The sequence below is a fragment of the Streptomyces sp. NPDC005774 genome, from assembly GCF_042871645.1.
Taxonomy (GTDB): Bacteria; Actinomycetota; Actinomycetes; order Streptomycetales; family Streptomycetaceae; genus Streptomyces; species Streptomyces pratens.
Map to the genome: position 1 here is coordinate 40,227 of NZ_JBIAIV010000022.1, position 17,285 is coordinate 57,511.

Below are 17,285 nucleotides of genomic sequence, written 5' to 3' on the forward strand. Positions count from 1 at the left end.
GGTGGCGGGTCCCGTCGCGTCGGGTGGCGGCGGGACCACGCCGTTGTGTTGAGGCGGTTGGTGCAGCTCTCGGGCAGGGCGGTCAGCGCAGGGTGTTGACGAAGGTCTGCCAGGCGGGGGCGCCGATGGTGACGACGGGGCCGGTGGGGTTCTTGCTGTCGCGGACCGGGACGGCGCCGGCCGGGCAGCCGTCGGCCACCTCGACGCACTCGCCGCCGTTGCTTCCGCTGTGGCTGGAGGTGCGCCAGGCAGCGCCAGCGGCAACGGTGCACTCGACGCATTCGCCGCCGGTGTTACCGCTGTAGCTGGACTTACGCCACTGCACGTTCCTCGGGCTGGGGCCGTTCTCCATAGCGCTCCTCCATGACTCGTGCGATCAGCGCCGCCGAGTCCTCCACGGAGAGGGCCGCGGCCTGCAAGCGAGCGTAACGGAGCGATGCTTCCCTGAGGGTCTCGGGATTGGCCGTCATATGGCCGGAGATGAGGTCCTCCGTGTAGACGACATCCGGGTCGTCGTTGAAGCGCATGGTGGTGAACGAACCGGCCAGACTCGCGTGTTCGCCCGCTGCATTTGGAAGCACCTGTACGTGCACCCAGCGGTGACGTGTGAGATCCAACAGGTGGGCGAGTTGGCGGCGCATGACCTCGTGGCCGCCGATCGGGCGGAGCAGTACCGCCTCGTCCAGGACAGCCCAGGTGAGCGGTGGTTGCTCCCGCTCCAGGATGCGCTGGCGTTCCATACGGGCCGCCGCCAATCCGTCCAGGTCGTCCGGCATGCCGGTGGCGAGGACGGCCCGCGCGTACTCCCTTGTCTGCAACAACCCGTACACCAGTTGTGCTTGGTAAGTGGAGAGGTAGGTAGCCCTTGCTTCCATCTCCGCGTGCGGCTGAAACCAGGACGGCAGTTGACTGCGTAGCACCAGGCCGATCAGGCGGGAGAAGGTGCCGTCGGTGCCGAGGGCGGCGTCCACGCGTTCGGAGAAGTCGCGGGTCGGGATCTTCTTCGTGGTCTCGATCTGGCAGATCAGCGAGCCCGTACAGAAGATGATCTCGCCGAGCTGGCCCTGTTTGAGGCCGTGGGCCTCGCGTTGGCGGCGCAACTCCCAGCCGTAGTAATCGAGGGGGGACGCGCTGGGGTCGAGCGTCTGGATGTTGGCCACGGTGGTGCCTCCGGCCTGGCCTGACGTCTCGCGACGTTGATTTCGTTGCGTGGTCGAGCGTATGCGGAGGGTCGCATTCTGGTGGTGTGAATCATGCAACTGGTCCGCGTGCGGCGGACGTCGAGACGCGGTACCGGGCCGAGTTCGCCCTGGGCGAGCACTCGGTCCGGCACCTGCGGCGCATCCTGTGGCTCTACCTCAAGGGCTCCGGCCTGCTGGAGGTCGCCGACGCGGCCGAACTCGCGCTGTCGGAGCTGCTCGCCCACGTCATCCGGCATGTCCCCGGCCGCCGTTGCGGGATCTGCTTCCTGCTGCTGCCGGGGGCGGTCCGGGCCGAGGTCTCCGACGCGTGCCCGCGACTGCCCGTGGCGGCAGCGCAGGAGGCGCTGGCCGAGGGCGGGCGCGGGCTCTTGCTCATCGAGGCGGTGACGGACCGGTGGGGGACGACTCCGGATCCGGGCGGGCGGGGGAAAGTGGTGTGGTTCGAGTGTGAGGTCAGCCGCGGATCTCGGCCAGGACCGCGTCCGTGAAGGGCGGCCAGGCCTCGACCGCCCAGGGGCCGAAGGCGCGGTCGGTCAGGGCCGCGCAGGCGACACCCGCCGCCGGGTCGATCCACAGGAACGTGCCCGACTGGCCGAAGTGGCCGAAGGTACGGGGCGAGGAGGAACCGCCCGTCCAGTGAGGGGACTTGGAGTCGCGGATCTCGAAGCCGAGGCCCCAGTCGTTGGGGTTCTGGTGGCCGTAGCCCGGCAGGACGCCCTTGGTGCCCCGGTACTGGACCGTCATCGCCTCGGCGACCGTGCGCGGGTCCAGCAGACGCGGGGCCTGCACCTCGGCGGCGAAGCGCAGCAGGTCGTCCACCGTGGACGTGCCGTCCTTCGCCGGGGAGCCGGTGCCGTCGAGGGACGTCGACGTCATCCTCAGCGGCTCCAGCACCGCCTGCCGCAGGTACTCGGCGAACGGGATCTCCGTCGCCTTCGTGATGTGGTCGCCGAGCTGCTCGAACCCGGCGTTGGAGTACAGGCGGCGCTCACCGGGGGCGGAGGTCACCCGGTGCTCGTCGAAGGCGAGGCCGGAGGTGTGGGCGAGGAGGTGGCGGACCGTCGAGCCCTCGGGGCCGGCCGGCTCGTCCAGCTCGATCGCGCCCTCCTCGTACGCCACGAGCGCCGCGTACGCCGCGAGCGGCTTGGTGACCGAGGCGAGCGGGAAGCGGTGGCCGGTGGGGCCGTGGGTGTCCAGGACGGTGCCGTCCGCCCGGACGACTCCCGCCGCCGCGGTGGGTACCGGCCAGTTCTCGATCGACGCGAGGCTCTTGAGCGACATGCCTTCGAGGGTATGCGCTCACAGCCGCAGCTCGAGCAACGGGTCCGGTCGCCGTGTGAAGCCCATCGAGGCGTACAGCGGCTCGGCCTGCGAGGACGCGGTGAGACGGATACGGCAGGCGCCCCGCTCGCGGAACCACTCCAGCAGGGCCTCCATGCAGGCGCGCGCGTGACCCTGGCGGCGGGCGTCCGGGTCGGTGGCGACGCTGAAGACATAGCCGTCGGTGCCGTGCGGGTCGTGCGCGCCGCCGATGCGGTACTCGATCGTGCCGGCCACCAGCGTCGACAGCCCGCCCCGCTCCGGGTGGTCCACGACGAACGCCGCGAACGGGCCGGCCGGCTCGGCGAGCTTCGCGCGCAGCACCGGCAGGGCGTCGGCGTGCCAGTCCGTGGCGGGGGAGGACCGGGCCATCGAGTCGATCATCACCTGGCGCAGGCGCAGTACTTCCTCCGCGTCTTCGGGCACCGCACGGCGCACACGAGGTAAACGAGGTGAGCGAGGTGCACGAGTCATGGCCGGCATGTTAATCGGCCAGGCCTCCCGCCCTCCCGCCGTTTTCCCGTCGGCCGTGCTTGCCTGGAGTGCACTCCAGGGATCTAGCGTGGAGGGTATGACGGTGACGGAAACCACGGGTGAGAACACGGGTGCCAGGACCGACACCTGCGCCGGGCCGCCGCAGGGCGACCGGCGGCCGGACGGCGCGGACAAGTACACGATCAGTGAGGTGGCCGCCCTCACCGGGCTGAGCGCGCACACCTTGCGCTGGTACGAGCGCATCGGGCTGATGCCGCACATCGACCGGTCGCACACCGGCCAGCGCCGCTACAGCAACCGCGACCTCGACTGGCTCGCCCTCGTCGGCAAGCTCCGCCTGACCGGGATGCCGGTCGCGGACATGGTCCGGTACGCGGAGATGGTGCGGGAGGGCGACCACACCTACGCCGACCGCTTCGAACTCCTCAAGGCGACCCGCGAGGACGTGATGGCCCGGATCGCCGAGCTCCAGGGCACCCTCGCCGTGCTCGACCGGAAGATCAGCTTCTACGCGGACGCCGGGCGCGCCCTGGCGTCGGAGAGGTCGCGTTGAGCGACGGCGGTACCGAAGGGCTGGGCGGTGAACACTGACGGTTCCTCTGCTCGACCGGCGCTCATCCGTGAAGGCCGTGAAGGCCGTGAAGGCCGTGATGGCCGTGAACACCGTGCCGCACAGTGCTCACGGTTTCGCCGACGGCGTACCCGCCGGGCGGCCGGGATGCGGCGGCACCCACGAGTCGCCCCCGCTGTGGACCCCGCCGTGGACCCGGCGGGGTGCCTCGACCGGGGCGCCTACAGCTCCGCCAGCAACTCCGCCTTCTTCACGGAGAACTCCTCGTCCGTCACCAGTCCCGCCTGGTGCAGTTCCCCGAGGTGGCGTATACGGTCGGCGATGTCCGCGGGGTCGCGGCGCACGGCGGCCGCGGCCGCCACGGGCACCGGCGCGGTCGTCCGCGCCGCCGCCAGTACGGCCGCCGCGAACGGCAGCGACTCGTGCACGGGTCCGTAGCCCAGCCCGAACACCACGGCCGCCGGGTCCTGGTCGGCGTGCGGTGACCGGGCGGGCTCGTCGTGGTGCAGCAGTCGCAGATGTCCTTCGAAGACCTCCGGGGAGCGCCACTCCACGCCGCACAACTCCTCGACGGGGAAACGCTGGTCGCCGGCCTTCCACTTCGCGGACGAGGCCCCCGTCCAGGACCAGCGGAAGGAGACCGCCTTCCCGTCGAAGGAGGCCCTGCCGTCGTACGCCTTGAAGTGCAGCGGTGTTGTCGGGGCGGACACCAGATGGCGCTCGGCGGGACCCGACTCGGTGAGCAGGGCGAGGAGCTCGTCGGCGTAGTACTCGGCGAGCGTCCCGCGTTCGGCGGGCAGCACGAGCCGGTAGGGGTCACAGCTGTCCTTCAGCTGTCCGGCCGCCGCCTCCATCAACGGGTCGGCGCCGGGCCGCGGCTCGATGCGCAGCACGACGGTGTCGCGTCTGCCGGGGGTCAGCGTCACTCCGGCGACGGCCTCCAGGGGGATGCGGCGTTCCCCGAGTGCCTGAAACAACTTGGGTGTTCTGATCCCCCTTTCGTACCGGATGAGCACGGAGTCGGACGTGAACTCCCAGGCAGCGTGAAATCCGGCCAGTACGTCACCCATGCGGCTCATCGTATGCGGCACGAGCTTTTTCGTCCCCTCCCCGTGCATACCGCAGTTCCTCCGTTCTCTACGCGCGTCCCGATGCGGCGGCGCCGGACAAACCCGTCCGGCATACGCCGTCCTCGTGTGCGCAGTCCACCGCGCGGTATGCGCCAACACCGATCTCGGCGAAGTTGCGCAGACTGTCGGTGCCCGGCACGAAGTACCCGCTGTGTCCTCGGGCCTCACGCGCCGACAGCACGCGTGCTCCGAAGGCCGGGGACACCGGGTCGGCCCCGTGCCCCAGTCCGCCGACCTCCAGGTAGGGCACGTCCTGGATCCAGTCGTCGGCGTCCCGCATCGCCCACACCCGTGCGTGGGTGCGCAGGTCGGTGACCGACTCGGCCCGCATGCCGGGGCTGCCGGCCACCGCTATGTCGGTCACCCGGCCGGGCAGCGTGGGCGCGGCGAGCCCGCACACCACGGAGCCGTAGCTGTGACAGAACAGGGAGACGCGGGCCTCGCCGGGCAGGGCGCGCAGCAGCGCGCCGAGGCGTGCCGCGCCGTCCTCGGCGCGCGCCGCCATCGCCGACTCCATGCCGAGCCCGCTGGGCGCGGTGTAGTCGGCCCAGGCGATCACGGCGGTACGGGTCGAGGGGGCCGCCGTGTGCTCGGCCGCGTAGAGCGACCGGGCCATGCCGACGGGCGCCGTATAGCGGCGGTGGCTGCGCTGGAAGGTGAGCAGGTCGGTGTCGACGCCGGGGACGACGACCGAGACCCGCTCGGCCCCGCGCAGGTTGCCGAGCACCTCGGCGACCCGGCCGGGGCCCGACGGGTCGAAGGCGAGGATCTGGCGGCCCGGGCTCATCAGGGCCGTGAAGCGGTTCATCCGGCGGCCCGCCTGATGTTGTCCGGCGGGCGTGAGCCGTTTGTCGCGCATCCGTTCCCGCTCGACCTCACGGGCCTGCCCCAGCGCGATGCGGTTGGCGCGGTAGCGCAGCGCGGCCGGGGCTCCGTTCATGTTGCCGACCGCGAGGGGGAAGCGGTGGGCGAGGCCCGTCCGCTGCGCCTTGGTGAGGGAGGCGAAGAACCGGGCCAGTTCGGCGGGCGCGGTCTCGGGGCCGGGCAGCCGGCGGCCTCCTATGTGCCCCTGCTCCCAGGCGATGAGCGAGGCCGGGAGCGGTGCCGTGTCCCGCTGTTGGCGCAGTGCCGTCCAACCGGTGGTCGCCAGCATCACGAAGACGACGGCCAGTGCGAGGAGCGCACGCCACAGGTTCAGTTGCGGGGTGGTGTCGAAGGAAGTCACTGACAGGACACACTAGGAGAACGAGAGGGTCTCGCGTCAGCCAAGTGACGGGTATCACGTTTCGGTGCGTCGATGGGTGAGCAGTGGTTACCCGGAGGTGGGTCGGGCGTCGCTCCAGGGCCCCGCCAGAGCGGGCCCCGCCAGAGCGGGTCCCGGCTGGTCCAGGTGAGCCGTCGTCAGCTCACGCCGGCCGGTGAGGCCGGAGTCCCCGGCGGACCGGGACCGTTCCGCCACCCGGACCACGCCGCAGACGGCGGCCACCAGGATGTGCGGCCGGGGATCGGTGTCCAGGTCGACGCCCTCACGGCCGGCGATCACGTGGGCCGGCCGCTCCTCCAGTTCACTCGAGTGCCGCAGACGCGCGGCGAGCAGTGCGGGCATCGGCCACATCTGACGGAACCTGAACCGGCCTCGGTGACCGGGGTTCGCTCGTCAGGGTGAACCTATGCGGTGATCCCTTCCGTTCGAAGGGTGCCACAGGTGACAGTGGGTCATGTTCTCCGTAGGGCCTGGATGAGGCCTGGGGGTGCGGCTGCGGCGCGCTGCCGGAGGGGGGCAGCGCGCAGGCGGCGGCTCGTCCGCCCTCGTTTCGGGGGCATTCACGCTCCGAGCCGGGGTACCCGCATGTCGAACCCCGCTACAACTCCAACCAACCTAGGGGTTCAGGGAGTTGATGATGGCGAGCTTCGGGAACAGCGCGCGCAGGCACCCCCGCTCACGTGGCCGGACGTGGTCACGATGGGGGTCCCCCCTGCTCGAGCGAAGCCGAGAGCTTGGGGGAGGGCCGGATCGCGCGACGCTCGGAATCATCGGAGTCATCTGCGCGGTCGCCGGATTCTTCGTGCTGGGGATCGTCCTCGGCCCGGTGGCGATCGTCTGCGGCTGGCTCACCATGGGCCGCAGCTGGGGCGGGTCCCGCTCGCTCCCGGCACTGATCGCCGTGGTCCTGGGCGCCATCGACACACTGCTGGCGGTCATCTGGCTGGCCTCGGCCACCGGCCCGGGCTACGGAGTGTTCTGACCACCCTGGCGACCCGGACGATCCGGGCGACCCGGAAACAACAGGGCAGAAGTCTCCGGAACGGAACGGAAGAAGGGCCTCCGGCGAACGCCGGAGGCCCTTCTTCATGCGCAGCTCTTCATGCGCCGCGCGCCCGCGTCATGCGTCGCCGCCCGCCGGACCCGGGTCGGCCGCGGCCACGTCGAGCAGCTGGTAGCGGTCGATGGCCTGCTTGAGCACGGACCGGTCGACGTGCCCCTCGCGGGCCAGCTCCGTCAGCACTCCCACCACGATCGACTGCGCGTCGATGTGGAAGAACCGCCGGGCCGCCCCGCGCGTGTCGGCGAAGCCGAAACCGTCCGCGCCCAGCGACTGGTACGTCCCCGGCACCCAGCGCGCGATCTGGTCCGGCACCGAGCGCATCCAGTCCGACACCGCCAGGACCGGCCCCTGGGCCGAGGACAGCTTCCGGGTGACGTACGGCACCCGCTGCTCCTCCTCCGGGCCCAGCAGGTTGTGCCGTTCGCACTCCACGGCCTCGCGCCGCAGCTCGTTCCAGGAGGTCGCCGACCAGACGTCGGCCCGGACGTCCCACTCCTCGGCGAGGATCCGCTGCGCCTCGAGGGCCCAGGGCACCGCGACACCGGAGGCGAGGATCTGGGCCGGCATCGAGCCCGCCGTGCCCTCGCTGAAGCGGTACAGGCCCTTGAGAATGCCGTCCACGTCCACGTTCGCCGGCTCGGCCGGGTGCCGGATGGGCTCGTTGTAGACGGTCAGGTAGTAGAAGACGTCCTCGCCGTGCGGATGCTGCTCGTCGGTGCCGTACATCCGGCGCAGGCCGTCCTGCACGATGTGCGCGATCTCGAACCCGAAGGCCGGGTCGTAGGCCACGCACGCCGGGTTCGTGGACGCCAGCAGCTGCGAGTGGCCGTCCGCGTGCTGAAGGCCCTCACCGGTCAGAGTGGTACGTCCCGCGGTCGCGCCGAGGACGAAACCGCGCGCCAGCTGGTCGCCCATCTGCCAGAACTGGTCACCGGTGCGCTGGAAACCGAACATCGAGTAGAAGACGTACACCGGGATCAGCGGCTCGCCGTGTGTGGCGTACGCCGAGCCGGCCGCGATCAGCGAGGCCGTGCAGCCGGCCTCGGAGATGCCGTCGTGCAGCATCTGCCCGTTCGGTGCCTCCTTGTACGCGAGCAGCAGCTCGCGGTCCACGGACTCGTACTGCTGTCCGAGCGGGTTGTAGATCTTCGCGCTCGGGAAGAAGGAGTCCATGCCGAACGTACGGTACTCGTCCGGCGCGATCAGCACGAATCGCTTGCCGATCTCCTTGTCCCGCAGGAGATCCTTGAGGAGACGGACAAAGGCCATGGTCGTCGCGATGGACTGCTGGCCCGAGCCCTTCTTCACGTTCGCGTACGTCTTGTCCTCGGGCAGGGCGAGGGGCTTCGAGCGCAGTACACGCGTCGGCACGTACCCGCCGAGCGACTTGCGGCGGTCGTGCATGTACTGGATCTCCTCCGAGTCCCGGCCCGGGTGGTAGTACGGCGGCAGGCCGGACTCCAGCTCCTTGTCGGGGATCGGCAGGTGCAGCCGGTCGCGGAAGCCCTTGAGGTCGTCGACCGTCAGCTTCTTCATCTGGTGCGTGGCGTTGCGGCCCTCGAAGTTCGGGCCGAGTGTCCAGCCCTTGACCGTCTTGGCGAGGATCACCGTCGGCTGGCCCTTGTGGTCCATCGCCGCCTGGTACGCCGCGAAGATCTTCTTGTGGTCGTGACCGCCGCGCCCCAGGTGCAGCACCTGGTCGTCGGTCATGTTCTCGATCATGGCGCGCAGCCGGTGGTCGTCACCGAAGAAGTGGTCGCGGATGTACGCCCCGGACTCGGTGGCGTACGTCTGGTACTGGCCGTCCGGCGTGGTGTTCATCCGGTTGACCAGGACGCCGTCCCGGTCCTGGGCGAGCAGCGGGTCCCAGGAGCGGTCCCAGACCAGTTTGATCACGTTCCAGCCGGCGCCCCGGAAGACCGACTCCAGCTCCTGGATGATCTTGCCGTTGCCGCGCACCGGCCCGTCCAGGCGCTGCAGGTTGCAGTTGACGACGAAGGTGAGGTTGTCGAGGTTCTCCCGGGCCGCGAGCGTCAGCTGGCCCAGCGACTCCGGCTCGTCCATCTCGCCGTCGCCGAGGAACGCCCACACGTGCGACTTCGAGGTGTTGGTGATGCCGCGCGCCTGCATGTAGCGGTTCATCCGGGCCTGGTAGATCGCGCTGATCGGGCCGAGGCCCATCGACACGGTCGGGAACTCCCAGAAGTCCGGCATCGAACGCGGGTGCGGATACGACGACAGCGCTTCGGGCGCCTTCGACTTCTCCTGCCGGAAGCCGTCCAGCTGCCGCTCGCTCAGCCGGTCCAGCAGGTACGCCCGCGCGTAGATGCCCGGCGAGGCGTGGCCCTGGAAGAAGACCTGGTCACCGCCGTCGCCCTCGTCCTTGCCGCGGAAGAAGTGGTTGAAGCCCACGTCGTAGAGCGACGCCGAGGAGGCGAAGGTGGCGATGTGGCCGCCGACACCGATCCCGGGCCGCTGCGCGCGCGAGACCATCACCGCCGCGTTCCAGCGGGTCGCGTTGAGGATCTTGCGCTCGATCTCCTCGTTGCCAGGGAAGAACGGCTCCGCGCGGGTGGGGATCGTGTTCACATAGTCCGTGCTGCGCATCTCGGGCACGGCCACGCGCCGCTCGCGGGCCCGCTCGATCAGGCGCAGCATCAGATAGCGGGCCCGCTCCCGGCCGCGTTCGTCGACGGCGGCGTCGAGGGAGTCGAGCCACTCCTTGGTTTCCTCGGGGTCGAAGTCAGGAACCTGACTCGGAAGGCCACCAATGATGATCGGGTTGCGATCGGATGCGGAAGCCACGCTGTTCCTTACCTGTCGAAGGGCCGTGAGGAGGCCGCTGCTTCACTGATGCAGCCGGGTCTGCGCGATCCCCATGCTCCACCCCGGGGCCGCGCACGTCATCTCTACCGATAGGTAACCCGCACCCGACACCGGTACGGTGGCGCGTACGGAGCGAATCTCGGAGTCATGCGAGTCTCGTACCCGTATACAGTTCCCAAACGCCCATTCGGGGCACAAGGGTATGGTGCAAGTCGCTGTGAGTCAGGATGATGTGCCTGGAGTTGCGGTGGCCCGGCCAGGATCGTCACCGTTTAGGCGGTCCGGGCGGCCGGGTACTTGCGCGATCCGTCCCGCCCGTGTGGACTACGGCCAACGCCGCGCGCCCGCGCGTGGCTGAGATATTCCCAAACCATGATCAGGAGGCAAACCGTGAGCGCGACCGCGGACCACGCGGAGGAGCGGACGAACCCTGCCGCCAGGCTGGGGTTCCAGCCCGGGCAGGTGGTCCAGGAGATCGGCTACGACGACGACGTCGACCAGGAGCTCCGCGAGGCCATCGAGGGCGTCATCGAGAGCGACCTTGTCGACGAGGACTACGACGACGTGGCTGACGCCGTTGTGCTGTGGTTCCGCGAGGACGACGGCGACCTGACGGATGCGCTGGTGGACGCCGGCACGTACATCGAGGAAGGCGGGGCGATCCTGCTCCTTACGCCGAAGACCGGCCGTTCGGGATACGTGGAGCCGAGTGACATCTCGGAAGCAGCCACCACCGCCGGCCTTACCGCCGCCAAGGGCGTCAGCGTCGGCAAGGACTGGAGCGGCAGCAGGCTGGCCACTCCCAAGGCCGCCAAGTCCCGGAGGTAGAACCACGGCGGCGGCCCCGCTCACGCGGCCGGCCGTCCCCCGCTGTGTACCGGACGGGCTGATCAGCTCAGCCCGTCCGGGCCATTGTCGTACCCCTTGCGTAGTCTGTTCCCAGGGAACAGACCGGGAACAGTACCCCCGAAGGGACGATCCAGGCGATGGCGATCCAGGTCGGCGATCATGCCCCCGACTTCGAGCTCAAGGACAACCACGGCGCGCCCGTCCGGCTGTCCGACCACCACGGCCGTCAGAACGTGGTGCTCGTCTTCTACCCCTTCGCCTTCACCAGCGTGTGCACCGATGAGCTGCGCGCCCTGCGCGACGGCCCGGCCCGCCTCGCCGACGGCGACACGCGACTGCTCGCCGTCTCCACCGACTCCATCCACACCCTGCGCGTCTTCGCCGAGCAGGAGAGCCTGGAGTACCCCCTGCTGTCGGACTTCTGGCCGCACGGGGACGTCTCGCGCGCCTACGGCGTCTTCGACGAGGGCAAGGGCTGCGCCGTACGGGGGACCTTCGTCATCGACCGTGAGGGCCTCGTCCGGTGGACGGTCGTCAACGCGCTGCCCGACGCACGCGACCTGAACGACTACGTCGAGGCGCTCGACACGCTGTGAGCACGCCCGACGGGGTGCTTCTCCGGTCCCGGGACCTGCGGTGGCCGGGAACCCATTACTAGGATCGATTCGTTGATCCGACATCCGACATCCGACATCCGACGCACGACGGGGCTTCCTGCCCCCGGACAATCAATGGAGGACTCGTGGGAGTCAGCCTCAGCAAGGGCGGCAACGTATCGCTGACCAAGGAGGCGCCGGGCCTGACCGCGGTCATCGTCGGACTGGGGTGGGACATCCGCACCACGACCGGCACCGACTTCGACCTGGACGCCAGTGCGCTGCTGGTGAACAACACCGGCAAGGTCACCAACGACGCCAACTTCGTCTTCTTCAACAACCTCAAGAGCCCCGACGGCTCGGTCGAGCACACAGGCGACAACCTCACCGGTGAGGGCGAGGGCGACGACGAGCAGATCAAGGTCGACCTCGCGGGTGTCCCCGCCGAGATCGAGAAGATCGTCTTCCCGGTGTCGATCTACGACGCCGAGAACCGCCAGCAGTCCTTCGGCCAGGTGCGCAACGCGTTCATCCGCGTCGTCAACCAGGCCGGCGGCGCCGAGATCGCCCGCTACGACCTGTCCGAGGACGCCTCCACCGAGACCGCCATGGTCTTCGGCGAGCTGTACCGGCACGGCGCCGAGTGGAAGTTCCGCGCCATCGGCCAGGGCTACGCCTCCGGTCTGCGTGGCATCGCCCAGGACTTCGGTGTGAACGTCTGAGACGTTCGCGTCCCGGGCATCGACGCCCGGGACACGAACGTCTCGCACGGCTGTTCCGTCCGGCGCCGCACGGTTTACGTGCGGCGCCGCACGCGCAGGACCACCTGTGAAGCTGTTGCCCGAGCCCTTCCGGTGCTGGACAGCGGCTTCCGAGAAACATCACCCGGGGAGGGACCAGCAATATGGGCGTCACACTCGCCAAGGGAGGAAACGTCTCCCTGTCCAAGGCCGCACCGAACCTCACGCAGGTGTTGATCGGGCTCGGCTGGGACGCACGCTCCACCACCGGAGCCCCCTTCGACCTCGATGCCAGCGCACTGATGTGCAGCGGCGGCCGGGTCATGGGGGACGAGTGGTTCATCTTCTACAACCAGCTCCACAGCCCGGACGGCTCGGTGGAGCACACGGGTGACAACCTCACCGGTGAGGGCGAGGGCGACGACGAGTCCCTGCTGGTCGACCTCTCCAAGGTGCCGGACCGGTGCGACAAGATCATTTTCCCGGTCTCCATCCACCTGGCCGACGACCGCGGCCAGGCTTTCGGTCAGGTCAGTAATGCTTTCATCCGAGTCGTCAACCAGGCGGACGGCCAGGAACTCGCCCGCTACGACCTGAGCGAGGACGCCTCCACCGAAACCGCGATGATCTTCGGTGAGCTCTACCGTTATCAGGGTGAATGGAAGTTCAGGGCGGTGGGGCAGGGGTACGCGTCCGGGCTGCGAGGCATCGCTCTAGACTTCGGAGTCAATGTTTCGTAAAGCCGACTACGGCAGCGGGGAGAGTCTCCTCCGGAGATCGTCCGGGGGAGCCCCCCACACATGATGGGGTAGCCAGTGGTTCTGAAAACCTTCGGCTGGTCGTTCGCGGTCACCGCGCTCGGCCTGGTCGCAGCGATCCTCTTCGGGGGGTGGACCGCCTTCGGCATCGTGGCGATCCTCTCGATCCTCGAGATTTCGCTGTCCTTCGACAACGCGGTGGTCAACGCCGGAATCCTGAAGAAGATGAATGCCTTCTGGCAGAAGATCTTCCTCACCGTCGGCATCCTGATCGCCGTCTTCGGTATGCGGCTGGTCTTCCCCGTCGTGATCGTCGCCATCAGTGCCTCGCTCGGACCCATCGAGGCGGTCGATCTCGCCCTCACCGACAAGGACCGCTACCAGGAACTGGTCACCGACGCCCACCCGTCGATCGCCGCCTTCGGTGGCATGTTCCTGTTGATGATCTTCCTGGACTTCATCTTCGAGGACCGGGACATCAAGTGGCTGACCTGGATCGAGCGCCCGCTGTCCAAGCTCGGCAAGGTCGACATGCTGTCGGCCTGTATCGCGCTGATCGTTCTGCTGATCGCCTCCCTGACGGTCGGGGCCAACGCCCACCAGCACGGCGGCATGCATGTCGACAAGGCGGAAACCGTCCTCCTCGCCGGTATCGGCGGTCTGATCACCTACATGATCGTGGGCGGACTCTCCGGCTACTTCGAGAACCGGCTCGAGGAGTCGGAGGAGCGCGAGCACGAGGAGGAGGAGAAGGCCGCGCAGGCCGGCAAGCCCAAGACGGCCCTCGCCATCGGCGGCAAGGCCGCGTTCTTCATGTTCCTCTACCTCGAGGTCCTGGACGCCTCCTTCTCCTTCGACGGCGTGATCGGCGCCTTCGCCATCACCAACGACATCGTGCTGATGGCCCTGGGCCTCGGTATCGGCGCCATGTACGTCCGTTCGCTGACGGTCTACCTGGTCCGCCAGGGCACCCTCGACGAGTACGTCTTCCTGGAGCACGGCGCGCACTACGCGATCGGCGCACTCGCCGCGCTCCTGCTCATCACGATCCAGTACGAGGTCAACGAGATCATCACCGGTCTCATCGGTGTCTTCCTGATCGGCCTGTCCTTCTGGTCCTCCGTGCGCCGCAACAAGGCCCACGCGGCGGCCGAGGGCGGCTCGGGCGAGAAGACCGAGGTCTCCTCCGGGGTGTGACAGCCCTCCTGGTGAGGAACGCTCTGTTCGGGGCGGCCGTCGAGGACCAGTCCTCGGGGCCGCCCCGACGGCCGTCCGGAGCCCTCACGGGCGCCGGACGACCCGTGAGGGGCGGGCGGGACAGCAGGGCAGCGGGATCACGGGGCAGCGGTATCAGCGGGGCAGCGGGGTTCGACGAGTGGACTTGGGGCGGGAATGGGCTTCCTGGACGGACTGTGGCGCGGAAACGACAGCGCCTTCGACTCGGGCAACGCGGCGACCAACGCCATCGAGCTGACGAAACGGTATGCGCAGGTGTCCCTGACCAGACAGGGCGCGGCCACCGGAAATCTCCGGGTCAACCTGAGCTGGCGGATGCGGACCTCCGACCTGGGCGGCCCCCAGCGGGAGAGCCTGCTGCGCCACCCCTTCAAGGCGCTCAAGCCCCCGGAGGTCATCGCCCACAGCCAGAGCATGGTCAACGTCGACCTGGACCTCGGCTGCCTGTACGAACTCCAGGACGGCACCAAGGGCGTGGTCCAGCCGCTCGGCGGCTTCCTCGGCGACGTCAACGGGCCGCCGTACGTCAAGCTCAGCGGCGACGACCGGTTCGGCTCGGGCTCGGGGGAGACGCTCTACGTCAACCTGGACCAGCGCGAGAACATCAAACGCCTGCTGGTCTTCGTGTACATCTACGACCAGACACCCGCCTTCGACCGGACCCAGGCCATGGTCACGCTCTACCCCGGCAACGGCCCGCGGATCGAGATAAGCCTGGACGAACGCCACCCGCAGGCCCGCTCCTGCGCGGTGGTGATGATCGAGAACATCAAGGAAGAGATCATCGTCCACCGCGAGGTGAAGTTCGTCTACGGCTTCCAGGGGGAGTTGGACCGCCTCTACGGCTGGGGCCTGCAGTGGGGGCGTGGCTTCAAGTCGAAGACGGGGCGGTGACCGGGCTCCAGGAGGGGCCTACCGCCCGATGAACTGCGGCCCCTGCGGAGGCAGGCGGAAGTCGGGGTCGGGGGTGTGGGCGGCCGGGTGCGGGTAGCCGTAGCCGGCCGGGGCCGCTGCGACGGCGGGCACGGGGGACGTCTGGGGGTAGCCGTAGGCGGGCGGGGCGGTCGGCTGCGGGTAGCCGTAGGCCGGCTGCGTGGCTGGCGGCTGCTGGGGCGGGTAGCCGTACGCGGGCTGCGCCGGGACTCCCGGCGGCTGCTCGGACGGCAGCGGGAGGGACGGATCGACCACGACGGGGGCATGCACCTGGGTCAGTGCATCGGAGGAGACCGAGGGCGCGGGCGGGGCGGCGTCGGCGGCCACAGGCTCCTGTGCGGCCTCCGACTCGTCCACCGAGATCCCGAAGTCCGTCGCCAGGCCCTTCAGCCCGTTCGAATAGCCCTCGCCGAGCGCCCGGAACTTCCAGCCGTCCCCGCGCCGGTACAGCTCACCGCAGATCAGCGCGGTCTCCCGGCCCGTCTCCGGCGTGACGTCGAAGTACGCCAGCGCCTCCGCGTCCGGGGCCTCGGCGTCGTACAGCAGGATGCGCAGGGTGTCCACGGTGTCGAAGGTGACACCGTCCGCCGACGCCACCAGCAGAATCCGCCCGACGCCCTCCTCGACCCCGCCGAGATCTGTCTGGATCGTGTCGGTCAGGCTCTCGGCGACGCGTTTCTTGCCCAGCCGCCACACTTTGCCGGAGGGGTGCCGGGGCTGGTTGTAGAAGACGAAGTCCTCGTCCGACCGGACCCGGCCGTCGAGCCCGAGAAGCAGAGCGGACGCGTCCACGTCAGGTACCCCCTGGCCAGGCGACCAGCGCAGCACGGCGCGTACCGTGGTGGTCCGGAGCGGGACGTTCGACCCCTTCAGCATGGCGTGCGTCATGCGGTCATCCTGCCTTCTCCGTCCTGGTCACGACAATGCGGGGTACCGGCACGCGCCGACGCCGACCGGCACCGACACGACCGGGTCACCCGAAGTTCACACTCGGCGGGAACCGCCGACATCGATACGTACGTACTATTACCGGCCACCTTCCGACATTCCACAGCCATTCCTCAGCATGTCCCACGGCCCAGGGGGAGTTCAATGCATCACTTCGGACAGATCGCCCCTGCGGCGCGGAAACGTCTCTTCCACCGGGAGCCGGGCCGGTTCACGGCCCAGTCCCCGGCCCGCCTGCTCTCCATGGCCCTCGGCGCCACGCTGTACAGCCCCGCGACCCGCCCCCGGCTCGCCGACGACATCGTCAAGCAGGCCGGGAACGGCGTGGTCTCGATGGTGCTGTGCCTCGAGGACTCCATAGGCGACGACGACGTGGCCGCCGGCGAGGCGAACCTCGTGGCCCAGTTCGCCGACCTGGCCGGCCGGCCCGGGGCCGATCTGCCGCTGCTGTTCATCCGGGTCCGCACCCCCGAGCAGATACCCGACCTCGTCCGACGCCTCGGCCCCATCGCCGGGCTGCTGTCCGGGTTCGTCCTGCCGAAGTTCACCGAGGAACGCGGCACGCCCTTCCTCGAGGCCCTCACCGTCGCCGAGGCCTCCGGCGGACACCGCCTCTTCGCGATGCCGGTGCTGGAGTCCCCGGAGCTGCTCTACCGCGAGACCCGGGTGGAAACCCTCGAGGGCATCCTCCGCGCGGTCGACAAGTACCGCGACCGGGTCCTCGCCCTGCGCCTCGGCGTGACCGACTTCTGCTCCCCGTACGGGCTGCGCCGCGGTCCCGACATGACGGCCTACGACCTCCAGCTCGTCGCCTCCGTGATCGCCGACGTGGTGAACATGCTGGCCCGGGTCGACGGCACCGGATTCACCGTGACCGGGCCGGTCTGGGAGTACTTCCGGGCCCAGGAGCGCATGTTCAAGCCGCAGCTGCGGCAGAGTCCGTTCCTCGAGGTGAAGGCCGTGAAGCTGCGCCAGTCACTGATCGAGCACGCCATGGACGGCCTGCTGCGGGAGATCTCCCTGGACCGGGCCAACGGACTGCAGGGCAAGACCTGCATCCACCCCTCGCACGTCCTGCCCGTGCACGCGCTGTCCGTCGTCAGCCACGAGGAGTACAGCGACGCCCAGGACATCCTGCGGCCGGAACGCGACGGCGGCGGTGTCATGAGGTCGGCGTACACGAACAAAATGAACGAGGTGAAGCCGCACCGCGCCTGGGCCGAGCGGACCGTGCTGCGCGCCGAGGTGTTCGGCGTCGCGAACGAGGACATCGGGTTCGTGGAGCTGCTCGCGGCCGGCCTGGCCAAGTGACCCGACGCCCCGACGACCCGACCGGACCGACGGCAAGGAATCC

19 protein-coding genes are annotated in these 17,285 nt (G+C 69.3%); 10 read left to right on the top strand and 9 right to left on the bottom strand.

Features of this window, described 5'->3' with window-relative positions; genetic code table 11:
- Nucleotides 1–82: 82 nt before the first annotated feature.
- Both ACFYQA_RS20655 and ACFYQA_RS20660 read right to left on the bottom strand, forming a co-directional pair.
- Nucleotides 83–352, bottom strand: a complete 270-nt coding sequence (locus ACFYQA_RS20655) for a DUF397 domain-containing protein (RefSeq protein WP_388919624.1) — start codon at nt 350–352, stop codon at nt 83–85.
- Entirely contained in the window at nt 312–1,160 is an 849-nt protein-coding gene (locus ACFYQA_RS20660) for a Scr1 family TA system antitoxin-like transcriptional regulator (protein ID WP_388919627.1), read from the bottom strand. Before ACFYQA_RS20660 ends, ACFYQA_RS20655 begins: the two co-directional genes overlap by 41 nt.
- Nucleotides 1,161–1,246: 86 nt before the next feature.
- Here ACFYQA_RS20660 and ACFYQA_RS20665 point away from each other — a divergent pair, with 86 nt between their 5' ends.
- Nucleotides 1,247–1,690 (top strand): ATP-binding protein, encoded by a 444-nt coding sequence (locus tag ACFYQA_RS20665; protein WP_388919630.1) that lies wholly within the window; start codon nt 1,247–1,249, stop codon nt 1,688–1,690.
- On the opposite strand, the gene ACFYQA_RS20670 is transcribed toward ACFYQA_RS20665, so the two are convergent.
- Both ACFYQA_RS20670 and ACFYQA_RS20675 read right to left on the bottom strand, forming a co-directional pair.
- Entirely contained in the window at nt 1,656–2,483 is an 828-nt protein-coding gene (locus ACFYQA_RS20670) for a serine hydrolase domain-containing protein (RefSeq protein WP_388919633.1), read from the bottom strand. The genes ACFYQA_RS20665 and ACFYQA_RS20670 overlap by 35 nt on opposite strands.
- An 18-nt stretch (nt 2,484–2,501) precedes the next feature.
- Nucleotides 2,502–2,996, bottom strand: a complete 495-nt coding sequence (locus ACFYQA_RS20675) for a GNAT family N-acetyltransferase (protein WP_388919636.1) — start codon at nt 2,994–2,996, stop codon at nt 2,502–2,504.
- 97 nt (nt 2,997–3,093) lie between these two features.
- On the opposite strand from ACFYQA_RS20675, the gene ACFYQA_RS20680 reads away from it, so the two are divergent.
- Nucleotides 3,094–3,570: a MerR family transcriptional regulator gene (locus ACFYQA_RS20680; RefSeq protein WP_388919639.1), complete on the top strand. Its 477-nt coding sequence runs from the start codon at nt 3,094–3,096 to the stop codon at nt 3,568–3,570.
- A gap of 239 nt (nt 3,571–3,809) precedes the next feature.
- Here ACFYQA_RS20680 and ACFYQA_RS20685 read toward each other — a convergent pair whose 3' ends face one another.
- The 3 genes from ACFYQA_RS20685 to ACFYQA_RS20695 all read right to left on the bottom strand — a co-directional run bounded on the left by ACFYQA_RS20685 (nt 3,810) and on the right by ACFYQA_RS20695 (nt 6,324).
- Complete coding sequence (locus tag ACFYQA_RS20685; RefSeq protein WP_388919642.1) at nt 3,810–4,658, bottom strand: DUF4429 domain-containing protein; 849 nt, start codon at nt 4,656–4,658, stop codon at nt 3,810–3,812.
- A gap of 67 nt (nt 4,659–4,725) precedes the next feature.
- Complete coding sequence (locus tag ACFYQA_RS20690) at nt 4,726–5,943, bottom strand: alpha/beta hydrolase (protein WP_388919645.1); 1,218 nt, start codon at nt 5,941–5,943, stop codon at nt 4,726–4,728.
- Nucleotides 5,944–6,030: 87 nt separating this feature from the next.
- The gene (locus ACFYQA_RS20695; RefSeq protein ID WP_388919648.1) at nt 6,031–6,324 is read right to left on the bottom strand and encodes a hypothetical protein; all 294 of its coding nucleotides are present in this window, start codon (nt 6,322–6,324) and stop codon (nt 6,031–6,033) included.
- A gap of 292 nt (nt 6,325–6,616) precedes the next feature.
- Here ACFYQA_RS20695 and ACFYQA_RS20700 point away from each other — a divergent pair, with 292 nt between their 5' ends.
- On the top strand, nt 6,617–6,964 hold the full coding sequence (locus tag ACFYQA_RS20700) for a small hydrophobic protein (RefSeq protein WP_388919651.1): 348 nt from the start codon (nt 6,617–6,619) through the stop codon (nt 6,962–6,964).
- 138 nt (nt 6,965–7,102) lie between these two features.
- Here ACFYQA_RS20700 and aceE read toward each other — a convergent pair whose 3' ends face one another.
- Complete coding sequence (gene aceE, locus ACFYQA_RS20705; RefSeq protein WP_388919654.1) at nt 7,103–9,850, bottom strand: pyruvate dehydrogenase (acetyl-transferring), homodimeric type; 2,748 nt, start codon at nt 9,848–9,850, stop codon at nt 7,103–7,105.
- Nucleotides 9,851–10,261: 411 nt separating this feature from the next.
- Here aceE and ACFYQA_RS20710 point away from each other — a divergent pair, with 411 nt between their 5' ends.
- The 6 genes from ACFYQA_RS20710 to ACFYQA_RS20735 all read left to right on the top strand — a co-directional run bounded on the left by ACFYQA_RS20710 (nt 10,262) and on the right by ACFYQA_RS20735 (nt 14,944).
- Nucleotides 10,262–10,699: a DUF3052 domain-containing protein gene (locus ACFYQA_RS20710; RefSeq protein ID WP_388919657.1), complete on the top strand. Its 438-nt coding sequence runs from the start codon at nt 10,262–10,264 to the stop codon at nt 10,697–10,699.
- 158 nt (nt 10,700–10,857) lie between these two features.
- Nucleotides 10,858–11,316 carry a peroxiredoxin gene (locus tag ACFYQA_RS20715; RefSeq protein WP_386404227.1) on the top strand — a complete coding sequence of 153 codons (459 nt, stop codon included), beginning with the start codon at nt 10,858–10,860 and terminating at the stop codon, nt 11,314–11,316.
- A gap of 146 nt (nt 11,317–11,462) precedes the next feature.
- Nucleotides 11,463–12,038: a TerD family protein gene (locus ACFYQA_RS20720; protein ID WP_388919660.1), complete on the top strand. Its 576-nt coding sequence runs from the start codon at nt 11,463–11,465 to the stop codon at nt 12,036–12,038.
- 182 nt (nt 12,039–12,220) lie between these two features.
- Complete coding sequence (locus ACFYQA_RS20725) at nt 12,221–12,796, top strand: TerD family protein (RefSeq protein WP_388919663.1); 576 nt, start codon at nt 12,221–12,223, stop codon at nt 12,794–12,796.
- Nucleotides 12,797–12,871: 75 nt separating this feature from the next.
- A complete protein-coding gene (locus tag ACFYQA_RS20730; RefSeq protein ID WP_388919666.1) occupies nt 12,872–14,011 on the top strand; it encodes a DUF475 domain-containing protein in 1,140 nt (379 codons plus the stop codon).
- 195 nt (nt 14,012–14,206) lie between these two features.
- Nucleotides 14,207–14,944, top strand: a complete 738-nt coding sequence (locus ACFYQA_RS20735; RefSeq protein WP_388919669.1) for a Tellurium resistance — start codon at nt 14,207–14,209, stop codon at nt 14,942–14,944.
- Nucleotides 14,945–14,962: 18 nt separating this feature from the next.
- On the opposite strand, the gene ACFYQA_RS20740 is transcribed toward ACFYQA_RS20735, so the two are convergent.
- Nucleotides 14,963–15,871 (bottom strand): TerD family protein, encoded by a 909-nt coding sequence (locus tag ACFYQA_RS20740; RefSeq protein ID WP_388919672.1) that lies wholly within the window; start codon nt 15,869–15,871, stop codon nt 14,963–14,965.
- A gap of 204 nt (nt 15,872–16,075) precedes the next feature.
- Between ACFYQA_RS20740 and ACFYQA_RS20745 the strand changes: the two genes are divergently transcribed.
- Complete coding sequence (locus tag ACFYQA_RS20745) at nt 16,076–17,242, top strand: HpcH/HpaI aldolase/citrate lyase family protein (protein WP_388919675.1); 1,167 nt, start codon at nt 16,076–16,078, stop codon at nt 17,240–17,242.
- The last annotated feature ends 43 nt before the right edge of the window (nt 17,243–17,285 follow it).

Coding starts and splice junctions, on each gene's coding strand:
- ACFYQA_RS20740 (WP_388919672.1), bottom strand. CDS start 15,871: ATGACGCACGCCATGCTGAAGGGGTCGAACGTCCCGCTCCGGACCACC.
- ACFYQA_RS20670 (WP_388919633.1), bottom strand. CDS start 2,483: ATGTCGCTCAAGAGCCTCGCGTCGATCGAGAACTGGCCGGTACCCACC.
- ACFYQA_RS20685 (WP_388919642.1), bottom strand. CDS start 4,658: ATGGGTGACGTACTGGCCGGATTTCACGCTGCCTGGGAGTTCACGTCC.
- ACFYQA_RS20695 (WP_388919648.1), bottom strand. CDS start 6,324: ATGCCCGCACTGCTCGCCGCGCGTCTGCGGCACTCGAGTGAACTGGAG.
- ACFYQA_RS20675 (WP_388919636.1), bottom strand. CDS start 2,996: ATGACTCGTGCACCTCGCTCACCTCGTTTACCTCGTGTGCGCCGTGCG.
- ACFYQA_RS20735 (WP_388919669.1), top strand. CDS start 14,207: ATGGGCTTCCTGGACGGACTGTGGCGCGGAAACGACAGCGCCTTCGAC.
- ACFYQA_RS20745 (WP_388919675.1), top strand. CDS start 16,076: ATGCATCACTTCGGACAGATCGCCCCTGCGGCGCGGAAACGTCTCTTC.
- ACFYQA_RS20715 (WP_386404227.1), top strand. CDS start 10,858: ATGGCGATCCAGGTCGGCGATCATGCCCCCGACTTCGAGCTCAAGGAC.
- ACFYQA_RS20680 (WP_388919639.1), top strand. CDS start 3,094: ATGACGGTGACGGAAACCACGGGTGAGAACACGGGTGCCAGGACCGAC.
- ACFYQA_RS20725 (WP_388919663.1), top strand. CDS start 12,221: ATGGGCGTCACACTCGCCAAGGGAGGAAACGTCTCCCTGTCCAAGGCC.
- ACFYQA_RS20655 (WP_388919624.1), bottom strand. CDS start 352: ATGGAGAACGGCCCCAGCCCGAGGAACGTGCAGTGGCGTAAGTCCAGC.
- ACFYQA_RS20700 (WP_388919651.1), top strand. CDS start 6,617: ATGATGGCGAGCTTCGGGAACAGCGCGCGCAGGCACCCCCGCTCACGT.